Annotated in this window: 16 protein-coding genes and 1 riboswitch; of the genes, 2 read left to right on the top strand and 14 right to left on the bottom strand. The window is 60.4% G+C overall.

Annotation, left to right across the window (positions count from 1 at the left end; genetic code table 11):
- Positions 1 to 2: 2 nt before the first annotated feature.
- From HY17_RS09750 to HY17_RS09720, 7 genes are all read right to left on the bottom strand, one after another.
- The gene (locus tag HY17_RS09750) at positions 3 to 2234 is read right to left on the bottom strand and encodes a 3-hydroxyacyl-CoA dehydrogenase NAD-binding domain-containing protein (protein ID WP_034766220.1); all 2232 of its coding nucleotides are present in this window, start codon (positions 2232 to 2234) and stop codon (positions 3 to 5) included.
- Between the two features lie 31 nt (positions 2235 to 2265).
- Positions 2266 to 3471 carry an acetyl-CoA C-acetyltransferase gene (locus tag HY17_RS09745; RefSeq protein ID WP_034766219.1) on the bottom strand — a complete coding sequence of 402 codons (1206 nt, stop codon included), beginning with the start codon at positions 3469 to 3471 and terminating at the stop codon, positions 2266 to 2268.
- Positions 3472 to 3501: 30 nt separating this feature from the next.
- Positions 3502 to 4149: a pyridoxamine 5'-phosphate oxidase family protein gene (locus tag HY17_RS09740; RefSeq protein WP_233348735.1), complete on the bottom strand. Its 648-nt coding sequence runs from the start codon at positions 4147 to 4149 to the stop codon at positions 3502 to 3504.
- Between the two features lies 1 nt (position 4150).
- Positions 4151 to 4585, bottom strand: a complete 435-nt coding sequence (locus tag HY17_RS09735) for a PaaI family thioesterase (protein WP_034766217.1) — start codon at positions 4583 to 4585, stop codon at positions 4151 to 4153.
- A 6-nt stretch (positions 4586 to 4591) separates the two neighbouring features.
- Positions 4592 to 5758: an acyl-CoA dehydrogenase family protein gene (locus tag HY17_RS09730; RefSeq protein WP_034766216.1), complete on the bottom strand. Its 1167-nt coding sequence runs from the start codon at positions 5756 to 5758 to the stop codon at positions 4592 to 4594.
- A 215-nt stretch (positions 5759 to 5973) separates the two neighbouring features.
- Positions 5974 to 7755 (bottom strand): acyl-CoA dehydrogenase C-terminal domain-containing protein, encoded by a 1782-nt coding sequence (locus HY17_RS09725; RefSeq protein WP_034766213.1) that lies wholly within the window; start codon positions 7753 to 7755, stop codon positions 5974 to 5976.
- A 97-nt stretch (positions 7756 to 7852) separates the two neighbouring features.
- Positions 7853 to 8332, bottom strand: coding sequence for a MerR family DNA-binding transcriptional regulator (locus HY17_RS09720; protein WP_051596365.1), 480 nt, complete (start codon positions 8330 to 8332; stop codon positions 7853 to 7855).
- A 237-nt stretch (positions 8333 to 8569) separates the two neighbouring features.
- Here HY17_RS09720 and HY17_RS09715 point away from each other — a divergent pair, with 237 nt between their 5' ends.
- A complete protein-coding gene (locus HY17_RS09715) occupies positions 8570 to 12205 on the top strand; it encodes a peptidoglycan-binding protein (RefSeq protein ID WP_034766212.1) in 3636 nt (1211 codons plus the stop codon).
- Positions 12206 to 12217: 12 nt separating this feature from the next.
- Here the strand turns inward: HY17_RS09715 and HY17_RS09710 are convergent, their stop codons facing one another.
- The 3 genes from HY17_RS09710 to HY17_RS09700 all read right to left on the bottom strand — a co-directional run bounded on the left by HY17_RS09710 (position 12218) and on the right by HY17_RS09700 (position 15324).
- A complete protein-coding gene (locus tag HY17_RS09710; RefSeq protein WP_034766210.1) occupies positions 12218 to 13489 on the bottom strand; it encodes an amidohydrolase family protein in 1272 nt (423 codons plus the stop codon).
- Positions 13486 to 14907: an amidohydrolase gene (locus HY17_RS09705; RefSeq protein WP_034766208.1), complete on the bottom strand. Its 1422-nt coding sequence runs from the start codon at positions 14905 to 14907 to the stop codon at positions 13486 to 13488. The genes HY17_RS09710 and HY17_RS09705 overlap by 4 nt, the downstream gene beginning before the upstream one ends.
- Positions 14908 to 14991: 84 nt before the next feature.
- On the bottom strand, positions 14992 to 15324 hold the full coding sequence (locus tag HY17_RS09700) for a hypothetical protein (RefSeq protein ID WP_175354440.1): 333 nt from the start codon (positions 15322 to 15324) through the stop codon (positions 14992 to 14994).
- Positions 15325 to 15483: 159 nt separating this feature from the next.
- On the opposite strand from HY17_RS09700, the gene HY17_RS09695 reads away from it, so the two are divergent.
- Complete coding sequence (locus HY17_RS09695) at positions 15484 to 16854, top strand: acyltransferase (protein WP_139068827.1); 1371 nt, start codon at positions 15484 to 15486, stop codon at positions 16852 to 16854.
- Positions 16855 to 16863: 9 nt separating this feature from the next.
- Here HY17_RS09695 and gcvPB read toward each other — a convergent pair whose 3' ends face one another.
- Genes gcvPB through gcvT form a run of 4 tightly spaced genes read right to left on the bottom strand, consistent with a single transcriptional unit; the run spans position 16864 to position 21380 of the window.
- The gene (gene gcvPB / locus HY17_RS09690) at positions 16864 to 18438 is read right to left on the bottom strand and encodes an aminomethyl-transferring glycine dehydrogenase subunit GcvPB (protein ID WP_034766205.1); all 1575 of its coding nucleotides are present in this window, start codon (positions 18436 to 18438) and stop codon (positions 16864 to 16866) included.
- Positions 18438 to 19781 carry an aminomethyl-transferring glycine dehydrogenase subunit GcvPA gene (gcvPA, locus tag HY17_RS09685; protein WP_034766204.1) on the bottom strand — a complete coding sequence of 448 codons (1344 nt, stop codon included), beginning with the start codon at positions 19779 to 19781 and terminating at the stop codon, positions 18438 to 18440. Before gcvPA ends, gcvPB begins: the two co-directional genes overlap by 1 nt.
- 27 nt (positions 19782 to 19808) lie before the next feature.
- Positions 19809 to 20198, bottom strand: coding sequence for a glycine cleavage system protein GcvH (gcvH, locus tag HY17_RS09680; RefSeq protein ID WP_034766201.1), 390 nt, complete (start codon positions 20196 to 20198; stop codon positions 19809 to 19811).
- 12 nt (positions 20199 to 20210) lie between these two features.
- Positions 20211 to 21380: a glycine cleavage system aminomethyltransferase GcvT gene (gene gcvT / locus HY17_RS09675; RefSeq protein WP_034766200.1), complete on the bottom strand. Its 1170-nt coding sequence runs from the start codon at positions 21378 to 21380 to the stop codon at positions 20211 to 20213.
- 148 nt (positions 21381 to 21528) lie between these two features.
- Positions 21529 to 21620: riboswitch (glycine riboswitch) on the bottom strand.
- Positions 21621 to 21729: the final 109 nt, after the last annotated feature.

The raw sequence follows: 21729 nt of genomic DNA, 5'->3' as shown, positions 1-21729 counted from the left end.
TCTTATGCGGCAACTTTCGCCTTCGTCCCGGCTGGCGGGAACCGATCGTAGAAGCCTTCGCCTTTGGCAGCCATGTCGCGCAGAACAGCTGGCGGCTCGAAGCGTTCGCCATACTTGGCGGCAAGGCGGTCAGCCTCGGCGACGAACTCCTTGATGCCCCAGATCAGGTCGACATAAGAACAGCAACCGCCGGTGAATGGCGCGAAGCCCCAGGCAAGGATCGAGCCGATGTCGGCATCGCGCGCATCGGTGATGACGCCCTCATCGAAGCAGCGGGCCACTTCGATAGCCTGACGGACGAGGAAGCGATTGGTCAGCTCCTTCTTCAGGTCCGGCGGGCATTCGTCCACCTTCACTTCGATCATCTTGTTGATGTCCGGCCAGAGGCGTTCCGGCTTACCCTTCTCGTTGTAGTCGTAGAAGCCCTTGCCGGCCTTTCGGCCGACACGGCCCTGGTCTTCGACCAGCCAGGCAAGGAACTGGGTCCGGTCATCGCCCTGCAGGTCTACACCCGCAGCTTCAGCCGTCGCGCGTGTAACTTTCAGAGCCGTGTCGAGACCGACCGAGTCGGACACTTCAAGCGCGCCCATCGGCATGCCGCATTGACGGCCAACATTCTCGATGATCGCCGGCTTGATGCCCTCGGCCAGCATTTCCATGCCTTCGCGCGTATAGGTGCCAAAGCAACGCGAGGTGTAGAATCCACGGCTGTCGTTCACGGCAATCGGCGTCTTGCGGATAGCAAGCACATAGTCGATCGCCTTGGCGAGTGTCGCTTCACTGGTTTCCTTGCCGGAGATAATCTCGACCAGTCCCATACGCTCCACCGGTGAGAAGAAGTGAATGCCGATAAAGTTCTCCGGACGTTTGGACGCCTTGGCGAGGCCCGTGATGGGCAAAGTCGACGTGTTGGATCCGAAGACTGCGTCATCATCCAGAACGGCTTCAGCCATCTCGGTGATCTTCGCTTTCAGTTCGACATTTTCGAAGACAGCTTCGATGACCAGGTCAGCCCCTTTGACATCGTCATAAGAGTCGGTCGTGGTGATCAGGTCGAGCAGCGCGTCGCCCTTCTCTTTCGTGGACTTGCCGCGCGAAACATCCTTGTCGACGAGGCGGCGGGAATAATCCTTGCCCTTCTCGGCGTTCTCTTTCGAGACATCGACCAGAACCGTAGGGATACCAGCTTTCGCCTGAACATAGGCAATACCCGCGCCCATCAGGCCGGCGCCGATCACGGCAATCTTTTTGAACTCCGTCTTCGGATGTCCAGCCGGACGGTTCGCGCCTTTCGACAGCTCCTGCATCGACAGGAACAGCGAACGGATCATCGCCTTGGCTTCCGGGCGCTGCTGGGTGTTGATGAAGTAACGCGTCTCGATACGCAGACCGGCATCGATCGGCACCTGAATGCCTTCATAGATGCAGGACAGGATGTTCTTCTGGGCCGGATAGTTACCGTAGGTTTTCGACGACAGCATCATGTTCGCCATCGTGGCAACCTGGCCGGCACCTGGTGATTTGTGCGGCACGCCGCCTGGAACCTTGTAGCCTTTTTCGTCCCACGGCGCCTTGGCGGTCGGGTTCGCTTTGACCCAAGCCCTGGCCTTTTCGACGGTTTCTGAAGAAGGTGCGAGCTCCTGAACAACGCCCATGGCGTACGCCTTCTCGGCATTGAAGCTTTCACCCTGCAGGATCAGCGGCAGAGCGGCCTGAACGCCGACGAGGCGCGGCAGACGCTGCGTGCCACCAGCGCCCGGCAGAAGGCCGATCTTGGCTTCCGGCAGACCGAACTGCAGCTTCGGATTGTCATTTGCTGCAACGCGGTAGTGGCAGGCGAGTGCCACTTCGAGGCCGCCACCAAGAGCAAGCCCGTTCAGCGCCACAGCAACCGGCTTGCCGCAGGTTTCCAATTTGCGCAGCGTGCCGTTCAGGGCAAAGCCCTGGTCAAATTGCTGTTTCTTCAGTTCGGCTTCGGAGAGTTCTTTTTTCTCACCGCCGCCAGCGCGTTGGCCCATTTCGCCCAGGTCCGCCCCGGCACAAAAGCCGCTCGGCTTGCCGGAGGAAATGACCAGGCCTTTGATGGCATCGTTGGAAGCGACTTCGTCAGCGATTGCGATGATGTCGGCGACCGCCTTGCCCGTCAGCGTGTTCATGCTGCGGCCCGGCACGTCGAATACAGCGTGCGCAATGCCGTCTGCGTCGATGTCCCAACCAAATGTCTCGAGTTTCATGATACTGTGTTCCGATTATTCTGAGTAAGGATTAGACGCGTTCGATGATTGTGGCCGTGCCCATGCCGGCACCGACGCAGAGCGTGATCAGGGCCGTTTCCTTGTCGGCCCGCTCGAGCTCGTCCAGCATCGTGCCGAGAATCATGCCGCCGGTAGCGCCCAGCGGGTGACCCATCGCAATGGCACCACCGTTCACGTTCATCTTGTCGTGCGGAATATTGAGATTCTGCATCATCAGGAGCACGACCGAGGCAAAGGCCTCGTTCAGCTCATAAAGATCGATATCTTCCGGGTTCATGCCGGCTTTCTTCAGGACCTTCTGGCTGACATAGGTCGGACCGGTCAGCATGATGCCAGGCTCGGAGCCAATGGAGGCCATGGCCTTGACGCGGGCGCGCGGCTTCAGGCCAAGCGCTTCGCCCATTTCCTTCGAGCCGAACAGGACAGCCGACGCACCATCGACGATACCGGACGAATTGCCGGCATGGTGGACGTGGTTGATCTTTTCGAGTTCCGGATAGCGCTGCTTGATGACTTCATCGAAGCCCATCGCGCCCATGCCGGCAAAGGACGGCTGAAGGCCAGCCAGAGACTGCATGTCCGCATCAGGACGCATGTGCTCATCATGATCGAGGCGGATACCGCCCATCTGGTCCTTTACAGGCACGATGGACTTGGCAAAGCGGCCTTCCTTCCAGGCCTGCGCGGCGCGGCGCTGGCTCTCGACTGCGAAGGCGTCAACGTCGTCTCGCGAGAAGCCGTATTTTGTTGCGATCGTGTCGGCGCCGATACCCTGCGGGGTGAAGTAGGTCTTCAGGGCGACCTGCGGATCGGTCGACCAGGCACCGCCGGACGCGCCCATCGGCACGCGGCTCATGGATTCAACACCGCCGCCGATAGCCATGTCGGCCTCGCCGGTCATGACCTTGGATGCGGCCATGTTGCAGGCTTCGAGACCGGAAGCGCAGAAGCGGTCGACCTGCACACCGGCGGTCGTTTCCGCGTAATCAGCGTTCAGCACAGCAACACGGGCGATATCTGCGCCTTGCTCGCCCACCGGCGAAACGCAGCCGAGGACAACGTCATCGACCTTAGACGTGTCGAGGTCGTTCCGCTCACGGATGGCCTGCAGCACCTGCGTGGCGAGGCTAAGCGACGTGATTTCGTGCAACGAACCACTTTTCTTGCCCTTGCCACGCGGCGTGCGGACCGCGTCGTAGATATAGGCTTCAGTCATTTGAAGTGACTCCTTTCCTTGGAGTGGATGTTATTCTGACTTTGTTTCAGGCGATTGCCTGCTTTCCAGCTGCGCGACCCGGGCCTTGAGTTGCTGGTTCTCCTCCACCAACTCGTTGAGCCTTGGGGCGATCAACTGAGCGACTTGTTCCTCTGTATACCGCGGCAGGATGTATTTCGGGCAGTTCCAATCGCGGGCGACGATCTTGATCGTCATCAGACGTTCCACCGGCCCTTGCCCATCCTGAGCCAGAACATCCTGCAATTCCGGGTCTGAAGCGGCATCGATCATGCGGGCTTCTCCGAGCATTTTCAGCCGGGCACGGCGGGCATAGTCCATGAAAAAAAGAGAAACCCGATCTGATCCATCGAGATTGCCGCGCGTGATGAACTGCCGGTTGCCAAGATAGTCCGCAAAACCGATCGTGTCCGGTCCGAGGATCTTCACGAAGCCAGCAGGACCGCCGCGATGCTGGATATAAGGCCACCCATTGCTGCCGGTTGTGGCAATGTAGAAGCTGGTCATACCCGAGAGGAATGCAATCGTATCGTCGTCCAGCGGACCTCGATGCCGGTTGGCGTAGATACTTTCGTATTTTTCACGCATACCAACCTGCTCCTGATAGGCTTTTACCGCATCGGTAAACAGGAGTTCGGCATAGTTCTGCATCACAGCCATTTCACCTCTCCTTGGCCGGCTTCAGAACCGGGTTCAGGGTAAGGCTCGCGGCGGAGCGGGCAGCTTCCTTCCCGCGAGAGTCGTAAAGTTCGGCTTCGGCAAAAAGCATTGCCCGGCCGACATTGCGCAGGCGGGCCACTACTTCGATGGCACCTTTACGAACAGGACGGAGGAAGTGGGTATGCAGATCCACCGTCGAAGGCAATTTCGTCTTGCCGGCTTTCATGCCCGCCAGCATGCCAATCGTATCATCCATCATGGCGACAAGATACCCGCCCTGAATGACACCGGCCGGATTACAGAATTCCGGTCGGCCCTCGAAACGCACCCGCGTCGTCAATTCCTTCATGTCGAGCGCAAGAAGCTCGAAGCCAAGTGAGGTTGAACTCGGGCTTGGCGCCGGAAAGACATCACGAATGAGGTGGCTGTCAGGCATGTGAGACTAGAGTGTCCTCGCGATCAGCATTTTCATGACTTCGTTGGCACCGCCATAGATGCGCTGGACACGGGCGTCCGCATACATCTGTGCAATGGGGTACTCATCCATATAACCGAAGCCTCCGTGCAACTGCAGGCACTCGTCGATGATCTTGCACTGCAGATCACTGATCCAGTACTTCGACATGGAGGCGGTCGCGGCGTCGAGTTCCTCCTTCAGGAGAAGCTCCGTGCAGTGATCAGCGAACACCTTCGCGACGGTCGCTTCGGTCTTGCACTCGGCGAGCTTGAACTGTGTGTTCTGGAAGTCGAAAATCGTGCCACCGAATGCCTTGCGGTTCTTCACATACTCAACTGTCTCATGGATGGCGCGCTCGATCATGCCGATGCCCTGAAGACCGATGATATGGCGCTCTTGGGGCAGCTTTTGCATCAGCTGGATGAAGCCTTTGCCCTCGACCTCCCCCAACAGGTTGGAGGCAGGCACGCGCACATCGTCAAAGAACAGCTCGGACGTGTCGGCGGCGTGCTGGCCGACTTTTTCGAGGTTCCGGCCACGGCGGAAGCCTTCCACCTTGTCCGTCTCAACGCCGATGATCGAGATGCCTTTCGCGCCAAGGCTCGGGTCGGTCTTGACGCAAAGCAGGATCAGGTTGGCGGTCTGGCCGTTGGAAATGAAGGTCTTCGAACCATTGATGACATACTCGTCGCCGTCGCGCTTGGCCGTCGTCTTCATGCCTTGCAGGTCAGAGCCAGCCCCCGGCTCGGTCATCGCGATGGCGGTGACGATGTCGCCAGAGCAGATGCCCGGCAGCCAGCGGCGCTTTTGTTCTTCTGTACCGTAGGCCGTGATGTAGGGCGCGATGATGGCGTTGTGCAGCGTGATGCCGAAGCCATCGACACCCTTCCACTGCTGCTGTTCGATGATGATCGCCTCATGGCGGAAATCACCGCCTGCGCCGCCGTATTCTTCCGGAACCGATGCGCCCAGCAGGCCCATTTCGCCCGCTTTCTTCCAGATCTCCTTCGGCACGATACCGGCCTTACGCCATTCCGGCACGTGCGGGGCACATTCCTTTTCAAAGAATTGGCCAACCGCATCGGAGAAAATGTCGAGCTCCTCATCCTGCCGCCAGGCGGCCTTGGGTACATTGAGCGGGCTCTGTTGCATGATCGGTCTCCGGCTTTCCTCTGAATATAGTGAGCAAGCGGGCAATTGCCGCTTACGTTCACGTAAACATGTAGCCGCCCGATCCTGCTTTTCCCAGACCTTCCCCGGCGTCAGATCTGCGCTGTTTCAGGGAAAATTTTGCCGCAGGCAGCCGCCGGGAGTGTACCACACTCCCGTGAGAAGCCCGAGACCATCAAAAACTGGAAAAATTCGCCTCAGAAGGCGTCAGCCTGAAGGCTCATCAGAGGTGCTGCGCCAGTCTTCACTTTTGCGAGATGAGCTGCGCCATCCGGCAACAGACGCTCGACGAAGTAACGTCCGGTGGCCAGTTTCTGCTCGTAGAAAGGCTCCTTGTCCTTGCTGTCCAGCGCGACCCTGGCCATCCGGGCCCACATGAAAGCAAGAGCGGCCAAACCAAACAGGTGCAGGTAGTCGTGGCTGGAGGCACCGGCATTATTGAAGTCCGACATCCCGTTCTGCATCAGCCACATCGTGCCTTCCTGCAGCTCGGCCTTGATCTTCTGAAGGCCTTCCACGAACAGCGCCATTTCTTCATTGCCCTCGTTCGCCGCGATGAACTCGTCGATATCGGAGAAGAACGAGAACACGGCGCGCCCACCATTGGCGGCCAGCTTGCGGCCGACGAGGTCCAGCGCCTGAACGCCGTTGGTGCCCTCGTAGATGGTGGTGATCCGGCAATCGCGGACGATCTGTTCCATGCCCCATTCGCGGGTAAAGCCCGAACCGCCATGCAGCTGCAGCGCCCAGTTCGCGCACTCGTAGCCCTTGTGCGTCAGATAGGCTTTCACCACCGGCGTGAGCAGCGCCATATAATCGGAAGACTTCTCACGCACGCTGTCATCCGGCGATTTGTGCTGGAGATCAGCCTGGAAAGCCGTCCAGTAGGTGAAGCAGCGCGCACCCTCGATAAAGGCTTTCTGGTCCATCAGCATGCGGCGCACATCCGGGTGCACAATAATCGGATCTGCCGGTTGCTCAGGTGATTTCACGCCGGTCAGCGAACGGCCCTGGACGCGGTCGCGTGCAAAGTCAGCGGCGTTCTGGTAGGCCAGTTCGGCCTGAGACAGCCCCTGCAGGCCAACACCTAGGCGCGCCTCGTTCATCATAACGAACATGGTGCGCATGCCTTTGTGCTCCTCACCCACGAGGAAACCGGTCGCGCCGTCATAGTTCATAACGCAGGTCGCATTTCCGTGAATGCCCATTTTCTCTTCGAGGCCACCGCAGGAGCAGGCGTTGCGCTCACCGATCGCGCCATCTTCGCCCACCATGTATTTCGGCACGAGGAACAGCGAGATGCCCTTAATGCCTTCCGGGCCGCCTTCGATGCGGGCCAGAACCAGGTGGATGATGTTGTCAGTCAGATCCTGCTCGCCGCCAGAAATCCAGATCTTCTGACCGGTAATCTTGTAGGTGCCGTCCGGCTGAGGCACGGCTTTCGTCTTGATCATGCCCAGATCGGTGCCGCACTGCGGCTCGGTCAGGTTCATCGTGCCAGCCCATTCAGCCGATGCCATTTTCGGACCGTACTTGGCCTTCAGCTCGTCAGACCCGCCGGCCATCAACGCCTGAAACGCGCCATGGGTCAGCCCCGGATACATGCCGAACGCCATGTTCGAGGACGACACCATTTCGGTCCAGGCGATGTTCACGACATGCGGCAGACCCTGCCCGCCCATTTCCGGATCCACCGAAAGAAGCGGCCAGCCGCCTTCGACCAGTTGCTTGTAGGCCTCCGGGAAACCGTCCGGCGTCTTGACGCTCGCGTCATCGCTGCGGACGCAGCCCTGGCGGTCTCCGACTGCATTCAGCGGATACAGCACTTCCTTCGCAAACTTGCCGCCTTCCTCGAGAATCGCGTTGACCAGATCCGGTGTCACCTCCTCGAAACCCGGCAGGTTCGAATAATTCTGAATCTGGAGAACTTCCTGAAGAATGAAGCGCATATCGCGAATGGGAGCGTCGTAACGAGGCATTTGTGCATGTCCTTTAATGCGTGAAGGGCGACCACCACTTTCGTAGCGCGCCCTTCTGGAAAGGTCTTTCTAATTTGGCGGAAACCCGCCTTACCGATTAGACTTCGTCAAGCTGACGACGCGCCACGGCTTCATATGCAGCGGCCTGACGCTTGCCTTCTTCAGTCGGGCCAACCTGGTCAACCAAGCCTTCCAGCCAGACGATGCCTTTGCGGAGTTCGCCGAGCGCAGTGTCGATATCTTCACGCTGGATTTCCAGCTCTTTGACCTGCTTGCGGAATTTCTCCAGCATCATGCGCGTCTGCGCCCGCTTGCCGTCATTCAACGCGTAGAGATCGAGGATCTCCCGGATGTCGGCCAGCGGCAAACCGAGGCGCTTGAGGCGGACGATGATCGTCAGCCGGGCGCGGTCGCGGTTTGAGTAAACCCGCATCATGCCGTCGCGCGCCGGGTGCAGCATGTCTTTGTCTTCATAGAAACGCAGGGCCCGTGGTGTCACTCCGAACTCCCGGGCGAGTTCAGAGATGGTGTAGGTGCGGGAATCTGCAGCGGAAATCGAGGGGTGCTTGTGTGACATAAGGTCAACTTAGATCAAACCTTACGCGAACGTCAACGTAAGCTCCGAATAAATTTTGCGCTATTCCGCACTTCTGAGCCAATTAACCGGAAATTACCCCACTGTTATCAGATTAAGCGGAAATCTTTACCTTTAACCTCCCCTTAAGACGGCTCCTGCCATCAAACATTGGGAAAATGAACAAATCTGCCCGTTTCGTTAACCGGCACGGGCCGGTTGGCTGTCAGGAGTATGGGGATGAGTCAGTCAGGCACAGGGGCCGCGAAGGGAATCGACCAGCGCGCCCGCGAAGCCGCAAGGGAGGCCGCCCGTTCGGAAGGCCTGACCCTGGGCGAATACCTCGACCGACTGATGAAAGCTCCCGCCGAGGGTCGTCAGCCGAATGAAGTGGCCGCCCCGGCCGGGATGCGACGGCCGCATTCCAGCACAACAGACGAGGCGCTGGAGCGCTTGACCCGGCGGATCGAAGCCACCGAGGCCCGCTCGGCCATGGCAATCACCAGCATGGACGATACCATCCATGATCTGGTTGGCCGTCTTGAAGACACGCAGCAAACGACCGCTGCAATCGCTGGCCACGTTGAAGGCGTTATCGACCAGCTGCGAGAAACTCACGATGCCCTGAAGCAAAAAGTCCGCCGGCTGGAAGAAGATGATTCCCAACAGGAAAACCTCGAAGCCCTGAAAGCGCTCGAAAGTGCGCTCGGCAAGCTGGCCAGCCATGTCTATGAAGAGAACGAGCTGGCTGAGCAGGAAACCCAGGCGATCAAGGGCCGGGTCGAGTCCGGCTTCATGGATATTATTGAACGCGTCGAGGCCATGGAGACGCGGGTTGAGACCAGCCGCGCCGAAACTGCCGAGCAAATCAAGCAAGGCGTGGAACAGGCCGCCCTGCGCGCAGCAGGTGTTGCCCGTCAGGTTTCCGAACGCGTGGATGGCCTGGAAACAGAAGTGCATGAACGCCTCGCCGCGCTGAGCGATCGCGAAGAACGCCTAGAAGCGACAGAAACGCGTATGGAAGCCATAGAGACCGATGTCTCCGGGGCGCTTGATTCACTGGATATGCGCTTCGATCAGATCCAGAACAGGCTGACGCTCGCGGAAACCACCACGGATTCCGCGCTGAAGAATCTTGAAACGACCGTCTCAAGCCTGGATGCGCGCATTGGCGATGTCGCAAGCAAGATGGATCCGGATCTTGCGAGCCGCCTGCGCACAGAATTCGAGACCCGCTTCGAAGAGATGATGTCATCTGTCCGCGAAACGGTAGATGCAGTACGCCAGGAACTGGCAGAGGAAATCGCACGTACGGCAGCGGAATCCGACGTCGAGGCCATAACTGAATTGAAACAAACGCTCGGCGACGTGCAGGAACGGTTGGATGCCAGCGAAGAGCGCCAAGCCAGCGCCATTGAGAAAGTGTCCGAGCAGGTCAGCACGCTGAACGAGACCTTCGATACACGTCTGCGTGAAGTCGAAGAACGGAGCGATGCAGCGACTGGAGAAGCTGTGCGCGATGAGATCGAGCGCCTTGGCAAAACGGTAAGCGACCGGATCGATGAGTTGGCCGAAGACCTGACCAAACGGGTCAATGACAGTGAAGCCCGTAGCGCTGAAGCCATCGAGCAGATTGGTGATCAGGTCGCCGCAGCGAACAACCGGCTGCAGCTGCGCCAGAATGAGGCGATCAAGACGCTGGCCGAACAGGTCGACGAGAACCGCCGGAAGGCCGATGCCCATTTGTCTGATGCCCTCGCCAACGTGACAGACCGCCTGGAACATTTGCAGTCGCAGGCCAACGAATCCCTGTCGCCGGTTCAAAAAGCGATCGCGATGCTGGCCGCGCGTCTGGAAAACCTCGAAGAAAACACTCCGCCTCCCGGCGGACCAGCGGAGCTGGACAGCGTGCCTGCCAGCCTGATGGACATCGATGATGATCCGCTGTCAGACAGACAGTTCGAGGCATTCGACGACCCATCCGACTTCGACAGTTTCGAAGACTTCGGTACATTCGAAGCCTTTGCTGATCTCGATACCGATGAAGCCAGCGTTGATGTTGAGCCGGTGGTTACCTTACCTGACTCCCAAGATACGGCACCAGCCCTTGACGAACCGGAGCTGGACGAGGCCTCCCCGGAGATCGACGCCTCCGAAGACGATAATGGCGTCGCGTTCGAGTCTGACGAAGACCATGATCAAGAACTGACTGCCGATGCCGAAGTTGAAACTGATGTGGCAGAAGACACCGAAGTCTTCGAAGCCGGTATCGAATCCTGGTCATCCGAACCGGATGACGACATCCAGGCAGAGACGGCCGAATCCTTCGAGGATGATTTCGATGCCATCCGCGCCGCTGTCGAAGGATTGAGCTTCGCTACGCAGGAAGCGGAAGCACAAGGTGATGAGACGATTACAGACGAAAGTAGCGTATCTGACCTGCTCGTTGAGGGTGATGAGGATGACTTCATCGACCCGCTGGAAGCACTTGAGGGACTGGAAGATCTCGATGAGGCGCACACTGAGGCTCGGGAATCCGACATCTTCGACGACGAGGAATTTGAAGAGATCGATCTGCCTGTAGCTGACGAAGTCTCCGTAGAAGCCGAAAAAAAGCCCGAAGAGGCTGAGCTGAGAGTTTCAGAAGAAGCAGACAAGCAGCTGGACGACGACACGGCAGATTATCTGACACGCGCTCGTAAGGCCGCGATGGCAGCGAGCTTCGGCAAGAGCAACACTCAAACTGTCGGCGCCTCCGGGCGCCCGGTCGTCCGGATGACGTCCGTTGGAGGCGCGAGCCGCCTCCCCCTCATCGCGGCGGCCTCCGCTGTTGCTGTCGCCGGTGTTGCAGCAGGCGGCTATCTCTTCATTCGCGGCAAGCAGGAAGCGCCGGTTCAATCCACGCCGGTCAGCACATATGTTGATCCGGGTGCATCAGACGCCACCGCTGCCTCTCTCACGGCCACTGAAGAAACGGCAGAGACGGAAGACCAAGCTGCAGCAGCGATCGAAGAAGACCTGTTCGGGGAGCCAGCCACGCCGCCTGCCCCAGCCCATTATGCCCCGGTTCCGCCGGTCGTCACGGTTCAGGCTGCCGCGGCATCGGGCAATTATATCGCCCAGTATCAGCTGGCACAGGAGAAGCTGACTTCCGGTGATTATGCCGATGGCGCGGCGCTGATGCGCAAGTCGGCCCAAAAGGGTCTGCCAATTGCGCAATACGCGCTCGCAAAGCTGCACGAGCGCGGCACCGGCGTGCCGAAAGACCTCTCCCTCGCCCGTGAGTGGACGGAGAAAGCGGCCACAGGCGGCAACGTGAAGGCGATGCACGACCTTGCCGTCTTCATGGCCGAAGGCGAAGGCGGCGAGCAGACTTATGCCGGCGCCGTGGAATGGTTCCGCAAAGGCGCTGAGTACGGCGTGGTCGACAGCCAGTACAATCTCGGCGTCCTTTACGAACAGGGCCTCGGCATCAGCCCAAACCTCACCGAATCCCTGTTCTGGTTCGATGTGGCGAACCGCAATGGGGATGGCGGCGCACCGGCAAAGATTTCCGAACTGATCGAGCGTGTTTCACCAGAAGCCGCCGCACAGGCCCGCAGCCGCGCCGCAACCTGGCAGCCTGCGACGGCCAACGCCATTGCCAATGGCCGCTTTGGCGCGCAGCCATGGAACATGGGCAACCCGCTGCAGGTTCAGGCCATTCAAAAAGCCCTGAACAGCCTTGGCTACGTAGCTGGCACGCCGGATGGCATCATGGGCGATGGCACGGCGACGGCAATCCGCGAATATCAGCGTGCCAACAACCTGCCCGTGACAGGCACGGTGACGTCCGATCTGATCGATGCTCTGAACGCCGGCGCCAGCGCAGGCTGATACCCACGCGGCTTACGGCTTCACATAGGCGTACGGGCGATCCGTCTGATCAAGCGACAGGTAGCGGTCCCGAAGCTCCGTCTGGCGCGAGGTCATGTCCTGCGGTTCGCCGTCGATGAACACAGCGTCGGCATTCGTGGTCACTTCCAGCGGATCTCCATCCCACGCCACAACATCGGCGTGCGCACCCGGTGCAAGAATACCGTAGCCAGACAATCCGTAGATGGACGCAGGCGTCACGGTCAGCGCCTTCATGGCATCATCCCAGTCCATGCCATTGGCCACGGCATTGCCCGCAATCTGCGTCATCAAGCGGGCAAGATGGGTAGAGTCGTCCAGATTCACGATCGCCACCTGGACCCCGGCCTCATCGAGGCGCGCGGCATTTTCCTGCGTCGCGGCCAACTGTGAAAAACTGGCCGGCAGGTTTGCGAACCCGTCCACGATCACCGGAATCTTCAGCTTTGCCAGCCGGTCAGCCACACGCCAGCCTTCATCCGCGCCGAGGATCGCAAACTTCAGGTTCCGATTCGACTCGGCGAGGTCCATCACAGCGTTGAGGTCGGTCGCACTGCGGGCATCGATCACGATCAGCTGTCGCCCACGTGCGGCCGGCGCAAGCGCTTCCGCATCCCGGCGGGACAGGACATCTCCTTCACCGCCCGCAATGTAGCGGGTAGGATAGGCGCGGGCATCGTCAAAGGCGGCGCGAAGCTGGGCCCACGCTGCAGGACGCGACCCACCGGCCAGCCCTGCTCCACCTTCGCCAAGCGTGATGAAGGTGAAAGCATCTGATGTCAGGTCTGTGTCCTGCGCACCACTTGTGTCGGCAATAAAGCCCTGACCGGCGAACAGGTTCGTTGAAGGCTGCGGTGCAACCGCAACGCGTGTCACGCCGCCGAGCCGGCTGACGTCGACCGCCGTATCATCGGGGTTAAAACCATCCGATGCATCCAGCGAAGCTGAAAAACCCGACAGGGCCGCAACGGCATCATTGGTCGAGTCCTCGGCATCGACTTCGATGATGCCTGTCCGGGAAAATGCCGAGATGAGACCCGGGGTCACCCATTCGGCACTGATCACTTCAGCCCCTTCCGGCTTAGACGTCGACGCTGGCCCGACCGACATGATCGTGCCATTGCGGATGACCACAACGCCATTCTCGATGGTGCCGGCATCCGTGCCCGTCCACACTTTCTTGCCTTCGACGACATAGGTTTGTGCCGAGGCGCCGAGCGCGGCCACGGCAACAATTGCAGCACTTGCCATCAGCTTGCGGATCATTTCATGTCTCCTTCGCCAGGCTGGCCGAGTTCAAAGTCCCGTACAGGACGAACTGAATTGTCGGCGCGATCATACATGAGCGCCCCATCAATGAAGACCTGATCGGCCTTGGTGTAGACGCTGAACGGATTGCCGGACCAGATCACCACATCGGCCATTTTACCGGGCTTTAGGGAACCGGTACGCTCTTCAATGCCGAGCGACTTCGCCGGGTTCAGCGACAACCATTCCCAGGCAACTTCAATAGGAACGTCTATGCCGACGCGCTTGCCATCGGCCCATGCCTTGGCCGCTTCCTGGTTCAGGCGCTGGATGCCGATATCGCTGTCGGAATGCACGATGGCGCAGGCCCCGGCATTGTGCACCATCGGGATGTTTTCCGGGATGCCGTCATAGGCTTCCATCTTGAAGCCCCACCAGTCTGCCCACATGGACGAACAGGCGCCATAATCGGCCAGCTTGTCGGCGATCTTATAGCTTTCCACAGCATGGTGGAATGCGGTGACCTTGTATCCAAACTCCTTCGACAGATCCATGATCTGCGCCATTTCATCCGCGCGGTAGCAGTGCATGTGGACGAGGATCTCGCCCGCCAGAACGCCGGCAAGGGTATCCAGCTCCAGATCGCGCGAAGGCATTTCGCCGCCTTCAGCGGAATACTTGTCCCATTTGCGCTTGTACTCGGCTGCCTTGATCCAGGCTGCCCGGTAGCCAGCCATGTTCCCCATGCGGGAGAATGGTGCGCCGCCCGGAAAGCTGCCATTACCATAGCCATAGACACGCTTCGGGTTTTCTCCGCAGGCCATTTTCAGCGTGTAGGGCGCGCTCGGGAATTTCATGCCCTGAACCGTGCGTGCCGGCACGTTCTTCAGCGTAATGCCGCGGCCGCCAAACAGGTTTGCACTGCCCGGAAGGACTTGCAGCGAGGTGACCCCGCCAGCGAGCGCCCGGTCAAATCCCGGGTCCTGCGGCCAGATGCCATGCTCCACCCAGACCTCCGCCGTCACCGGTCCGGAGACTTCATTGCCATCCTGATGGGCTGAAACGGAGGGCGACGGATAGGCCCCGAGGTGGCTGTGGTTATCGATGATACCCGGCGTCACCCAGCGGCCGGACGCGTCAATCACGGTCGCCCCTTCCGGGGTCTCCAGGTCAGCGCCAATGGCCGCGACCTTGCCGTCCTGAAGCAGCAGGCTGCCGTCTTCGATCTTCGCGCCTTCTCCATCCAGGATTGTCGCATTGGTAATCAGGACTGGGGCGTTGGGATACGCAACATAGGTTGACGGATAGGGGTCCGGATCGAAGGGTTCATTTGGTGTGAACGGCTTGATCGCCGGTCCGTCGCCGTCTCCGCTGCCGCCACAAGCGGCAAGAAAAATGGCCCCTGCGGCGAGTGCCACCCAGTTCCGTCTTGTCATATTCTTTCGCCCCGGTTCTTCCCGTTTCGTGCCAGCCTCATAGAGCGCGGATCAGGTCGAACCGCAAGGCATGCACCCAGTAATTCAGTCAGGGGTGACCTTCAGGTTTTCACGCTTGTCGCGCCCGAAGACCAGCCGCATCAACCAGTTCGGCGCAAACCGCTCTACACGTGGATGGCGCGTCATTATGCCTTCCATCCACCGGCGTCCCCAGACAGAGTTCCGGCCGAGCAGGATCACTCCAATAATCGCGATGGGCAGACCGATCGGAAGGAACGGCGTTGCCATGCCAACCGGGATGGCAACCGCAATGTGCACCAGGCCGACGACCGCCAGCATTTGGCGAAAAAAGACCCCGACATGTTTACGGGCCGACTCGATAGGTTTGCGAAAAGAGCCGGCGGGTGTGTCAGTCATTGGCGGTTCAGTTGAGGACATGGAAAGGATATGGGTTCAGAGCAATTTCATTGCCAAGTAAAATCACTTCCATGTGTCCAAAGTCTGGCAACCACGTTGCCCGGTTGCTACACCCTGCATAGAAATTGACCGCCGGGGGCGTTGGACAGCGAGGCCGATATGAAATTGCAGTCCATCCAGGCGCTTCGGGGTCTTGCGGCAATGCTGGTTCTGATTTTCCATATCCATGAACTGGAAGTGCTGGCCATTGCTGACAATAACCTGACGGAACGCGCCTGGGTCGGTGGCCTGTTCACAAATGGCTATGCCGGGGTGGATCTGTTCTTCGTCATCTCCGGCTTCATTATGGTCTATGTGACGCGCAATAGCGTGTCAGGCCTCAGGCAGGCGGCAGACTTCCTGTTCGGACGCGTGACCCGGATCTATCCGGTCTGGTGGGCCTTCGCCGGGTGTTTGACGATCTACATGTTCGCAGCGCACGGACTGTCGGGACAGAATACCGCCTGGCAGAAGGCATCCTTCGGCCAGCCCATGGTTCCGTTTCTGATCAAATCCTTCCTGCTGATCCCACAGCCCGCCTTCCCGATCCTCAATGTTGGCTGGACGCTGGTTCACGAAGTGTATTTCTACATCATGTTCACCCTGTTCATGCTGGCGCCGCGTAAATGGCTGCCCGTGCTGCTCGGCGTCTGGGCGGCACTCGTGACGGGTGGCGCCATGATGGGCCTGTCGAATCCCGTTGCGATGGGCTGGGTCTCGCTGGCGGTCCATCCCATGACCCTCGAATTCATTCTTGGCGCCATTGCCGGCCTCGCCATCACAAACGGGTTGGTCTGGCGCAGCGGTGTGCTGACCCTTGTTGCCAGCATGCTGCTGATGGCAGGGCTTTGCTATCAGGGTCAGGAATCAAAATCCCTGCTTCTGTGGACCCGCGTGCTCTGGTACGGCGTTCCCGCCGCATTGCTCGTCTATGCGGTGGCCGGGCTGGACCTTCAGGCTCGCCATACCTGGCTCATCCCTGCCCTGTTCGGCTGGCTCGTGACGATAGGCCTTTATCAACTGACCGGCCTCGACGGCGACAGCGCCGATGCAGCCCGGCGCGGCGCCACAATCCTGACGGTCACCGTTGGCGGCATCGCCATGCTGATCGTTATCTGGTTCGGCTGGCTTCTGGGCCAGGGTGCACCCGAACTGTTGCAGCGAACACGCGCCTTCTTCCGGCACGTGCTCGACGGGGCGGTAAAGCTCGGCGACTGGTCCTTTGCGCTCTACCTCTGCCACCTCATTGTGCTCAGCGGCCTGCGGGTGGTCTTCAGCCTGCTCGGCCGGTCAGATGCGCTGGCGCCCCTGTTCCGGCTGGGTCATCCCGGCGTGCTGGACAATCTCGCCTTTGCCACGAGCGGCATCGTCTGCACGCTTCTGGTATCGTGGCTCAGCTACCGAATGTACGAGCAACCGCTGACCGTCCAGTTCGGACGTCTTAGAAAGTCATTGTTCCGCCGGGTCCAGCCGCAACCGACCCCGGCCTGAACAATCACTCTACTCGGCTGCGACCGGCGGGGCTTCTTCCGGCTCCGCCCATTTCAGGACCGGCTTGCGCGCAGCTTTCGTCTCATCAAGACGTCGCATCGGGGCAAGATACGGCGCGCCTTTCAGCGCTTCGTCGCCCTGCGCCGCCCGGCGGGCAATCGATTCCAACGCGTCGCAGAAACGGTCGAGCTCAGCCTTCGATTCCGACTCCGTCGGCTCGATCAACATGGCGCCGTGCACGACCAGCGGGAAATACATCGTCATCGGATGATATCCCTCGTCGATCAGCGCCTTGGCAATGTCGATCGTCTCGATGCCTTCGGCGGTGAAGGCATCCGAGAACAGCGCCTCGTGCATGCAATAGCCTTCGAACGGCGCCGTCATCACTTTCTTCAGGCGGGCCTGAATGTAGTTGGCGTTCAGCACAGCATCTTCCGAGGCCTGCTTCAGCCCGTCTGCACCATGGCTCAGAATGTAAGTCAGCGCGCGCACGAACATGCCCATCTGGCCATGGAAGGCGACCATGCGGCCAAAGCTTTCCGACGCGACGCCTTCGATGTCCTCGACGAGGCGATACATGCCGTCGGCATCCTTCACGACAAACGGCACAGGTGCATAGGGCGCGAGCGCTTCAGACAGAACGGTCGGGCCGGACCCCGGACCGCCACCGCCATGCGGCGTGGAGAAGGTCTTGTGCAGGTTGATGTGCATCGCATCGACGCCCAGGTCACCCGGGCGCACCCGTCCGACAATCGCGTTGAAGTTCGCGCCGTCGCAATAGAAATAGCCGCCTGCCGCGTGGATCAGGTCAGCGATTTCCTTGATGTCTGTTTCGAACAGGCCGCACGTGTTCGGGTTGGTCAGCATGATGCCGGCAATGTCGTCAGACTTTTCCAGTTTCGCTTTCAGGTCAGCCATGTCGACCCGGCCGCGTTTGTTGGCCTTGATCTCGTCAACGATGAAACCGCACTGGACCGCCGTTGCCGGGTTTGTTCCGTGGGCAGACTCCGGCACCAGAACGCGCTTGCGGGTCTCGACTTCGCCGCGCGCGATCAGCGCCTGACGGATGGCCATCATGCCGCAGAACTCGCCATGCGCACCGGCTTTCGGGCTCATCGCCACGGCGGGCATGTTGGTCAGCGTCTTCAGCCAGGTCGCCAGCTCATCGATCAGCTCCAGCGCGCCCTGCACGGTCGCCTGTGGCTGCAGTGGGTGGATGTCACCAAAGCCCGGCAGGCGCGCCATCTTTTCGTTGAGGCGCGGATTGTGTTTCATCGTACAACTGCCGAGCGGGAACAGGCCAAGGTCGATGGCATAGTTCTTCTGGCTGAGGCGCATGTAATGGCGCACCGCTTGCGGCTCCGACAGGCCAGGCAATCCGGTCGGCACTTTGCGCGTCACACCGCCGAGACGGTTCTTGGTGCCTTTCGGCGCCGGCAGATCAACGCCTGTCGTTTCCGACGTACCGATCTCGAACAGCAGATCTTCGTGTTGCAGTAGACCGCGAGAACCAGACACGGTTTCAATCGACGACATGGAGACAGACTCCGGAGACGTAGGGCGGCCCTGAGTGTTCATGCTCATCAGATGATCTCCTTAAGGGCAGCCGCGTAAGCCGCTATGTCTTCTGGCGTTGTACATTCGGTGGCGGCGCAAAGAATCACGTCGCCCATATGGTCTCCCGGGAACAGGCGGCTGGCGCGAACACCGCCAACAATGCCGGCTTCGTCCAGCATGGCGAGCACGGCTTCGGCATTCATAGGCGTACGGAAGGCGAACTCGTTGAAGAAGCGCGGCGTGAGGATCTCGACGCCCGGCACGGCGGCCAGCGCATCAGCAAGGTCGCAGGCCGCTTCGTGGTTCAGCACGGCCATCTGCTCCAGCCCCTTGCCGCCAAGCAACGTCATGTGCGCCGTGAAGGCCAGCGCGCACAGGCCGGAGTTCGTACAGATGTTCGACGTCGCCTTATCGCGCCGGATGTGCTGCTCGCGTGTTGAAAGCGTCAGCACGAAACCACGCTTGCCTTCGGCGTCGGTCGTTTCACCGCAGAGGCGTCCCGGCATCTGGCGGACCAGTTTCTGCGTGCAGGCGAAGAGTCCCACATAGGGTCCGCCGAAGTTCAGGCCGTTTCCGATGGACTGGCCCTCGCCAACGGCGATGTCCGCGCCCATTTCGCCAGGCGGCGTGACGAGGCCAAGGGAGACGGCTTCGGTGAACACCGACACCAGAAGCGCACCCTTGCCGTGCGCGGCTTCGGCCACCGGTGAGAGATCCGACACGGTGCCGAATGTGTTCGGCGACTGGCCGATCACGCAGGCCGTCTGATCATCCACGGCATCAGCCAGCGCCAGTTCGCCATCGATGGCATGCTCGAGCTGCACAACTTCGATGCCTTGCGCTTCGCACAGAAGTTTTGTGGCGGCTGCGTAGTGCGGGTGCAGGCCACCGGAGAGGATCACCTTTTTCCGGCGCGTTGCCCGGGTCGCCATCACGGCCGCTTCGGCACAGGCCGTCGAACCGTCATACATGGAGGCGTTGGCCACATCCATGGCGGTGAGCGCCGCAACTTGCGTCTGGAACTCGAACAGGGTCTGCAGCGTGCCCTGCGCGATTTCCGGCTGATAGGGCGTGTAGGTCGTCAGGAATTCGGAGCGCTGGATAATCATGTCCACTGTGGCCGGCACATGGTGCTTGTAGGCACCGGCACCGACAAAGAACGGGCCAGACGAAGCCGCGCGGTTCTTCGCTGCCAGCTTCGACATGTGCCGTTCGACCGCGAGTTCCCCCTGATGGTCCGTCAGGCCCTCCACCGAGCCATGCAGGCGGGCAGATTCAGGAACGTCTGCGTAAAAATCATCGACCGATTTCGCGCCGATGGTGTTCAGCATCTCCGCGCGGTCATCCGCTGTCAGGGGAAGGTATCGCATCCCGTACTCCGTAAGTGTCCGTGAAACCTAAAGGGTCTCGCAATAGGCCTTGTAAGCGGCCTCATCCATCAGGCCGGCAATCTCGGCGCCGTCCTTGATTTCGAGGACGCAGAACCAGCCTTTTTCCGTCGGGGATTCGTTGACGGTTTCCGGCTTGTCGGAAAGCGCGCCATTCACCTCCACCACCTTGCCGTGGATCGGGGCGTAGACATCGGACGCGGCCTTCACGCTTTCGACGACGGCCATGTCGTCGCCCGGCGCGAACTCGGCACCGACCTCTGGCAGTTCAACGAAAACGATGTCGCCGAGGGCGTTCTCGGCATAGTGCGTGATACCGACCGTGGCGAGGTCGTTGTGAACCGTCACCCATTCATGGTCTTCGGTGTAGAAGGTCGTCGGCTGTGTGTAGCGGGTCATGGGGTCTGGCTCCTATCGCTTATAATTATGCGGAACAAAGGGAAGGTCGGCGACAACCGCCGGGCGCGCCTTGCCGCGCACCATCAACTGGACTTCGGTGCCCGGCGCGGCGTGCGCCGTGGCGATATAGCCCATGGCGACCGGATGGCCGACGCTTGGGCCGAACCCGCCGGACGTAACCACGCCGACCTTTTCGCCACCGATATGGATTTCCGTGCCTTCGCGGGCCGGGGCGCGCTCCAGCGGCTTGATGCCGACGCGCTTGCGGGCCGGGCCTTCGCTCCGTTCCCGGAGAATGCGCTCGGCGCCGGGGAAGTCGCCCGCCTCACGGCGGCGCTTCTGGATGACCCAGCCGAGATCGGCTTCGATCGGCGACGTCGTGGGATCGAGGTCATGCCCATACAGGCAGAGGCCCGCTTCAAGGCGCAGCGAGTCCCGCGCGCCGAGGCCGATGGGCTTCACTCGCTCATCGGTCAGCATTTCCTTGACCAGCGGAATACCGGCTTCCGGCTTCACGAGGACTTCGAACCCATCCTCGCCAGTGTAGCCGCAACGGGAGACGATACAGCGCGTGCCGTTCAGTTCGAAGGGCATGTGATGCATAAAGCTCAGCGCTTCGCAGCCGGGGAAGAAATCCTTCATCACGTCGGCCGCTTCCGGGCCTTGAAGGGCGAACAGGATGCGGTCGTCGGCGCGGGTCAGCACGGCACGGCCGGCAAGCTTCTTCTCGAAGATGCCCCAGTCCTGCTCCTTCATGGCGCCGTTGACGACGATGTAAAGGCTGCCCTGCGCGTCGTCTCCGATGGGACGGGTGATGATCAGGTCGTCCAGGATGCCGCCGTCTTCGTTCAGCAGCACGGTGAGGCGTGCCTGGCCGGGCTTCAGGCTGGTGATGTCGCTCGGCACCTGTTCCTCGATCATGGCCGCGATCTTGGCGTGCGCTTCGTCGCCGCCGCCGATCCCGTCTTCGAGGGTCAGAAAGCATGGCCCCATGTGGGAGACATCGAACAGGCCGGCATGCGCGCGGGTCCAGTTGTGCTCTTCCATGACACCGGCCGGGAACTGGACCGGCATTTCATACCCGGCAAACGGCACCAGTTTCGCCCCACACTCGGCGTGCAGGTCATAAAGCGGGGTCCGCTTCAGGGTTTCGGTCGTTGTGTCCGCCGTTGTGTTGGCCATGGGCGCCCTCATCACAGGAGACGTCAGCGGCCTCGGCCGCATGTCCGTCGCCCCCGCTGTCTCGGCGCCTGAGAGATTCCGCCCTTGAACTCCGGGCTTGCTCCTTCGGCGAGGTGGCGCCAGACGGCCCGCCTCTTTCCAGCGTGTTGGTCCTCTCCCGGCCCTTTTGCCTGAGCGTTTCCGGGGCGGTTGCGCCTTCGGCGGCGGGGCTTGATACCCGCTCTCTCCCGGGGGGGACTTATACTGTCCCCCTGCTAGCGTGGATTCCGGGCGCCAGCAAGCGCGTAGCGCCTTGCCAGAGGCGCTATCCACAGGCCTGCCTCAGAATGAGGCGGCTGCCAGCACCCCA

Origin of the sequence: Hyphomonas sp. CY54-11-8, from assembly GCF_000682735.1 — a bacterium.
Classification (GTDB): domain Bacteria; phylum Pseudomonadota; class Alphaproteobacteria; order Caulobacterales; family Hyphomonadaceae; genus Hyphomonas.
This window is presented reverse-complemented; position numbering and strand designations above follow the sequence as displayed.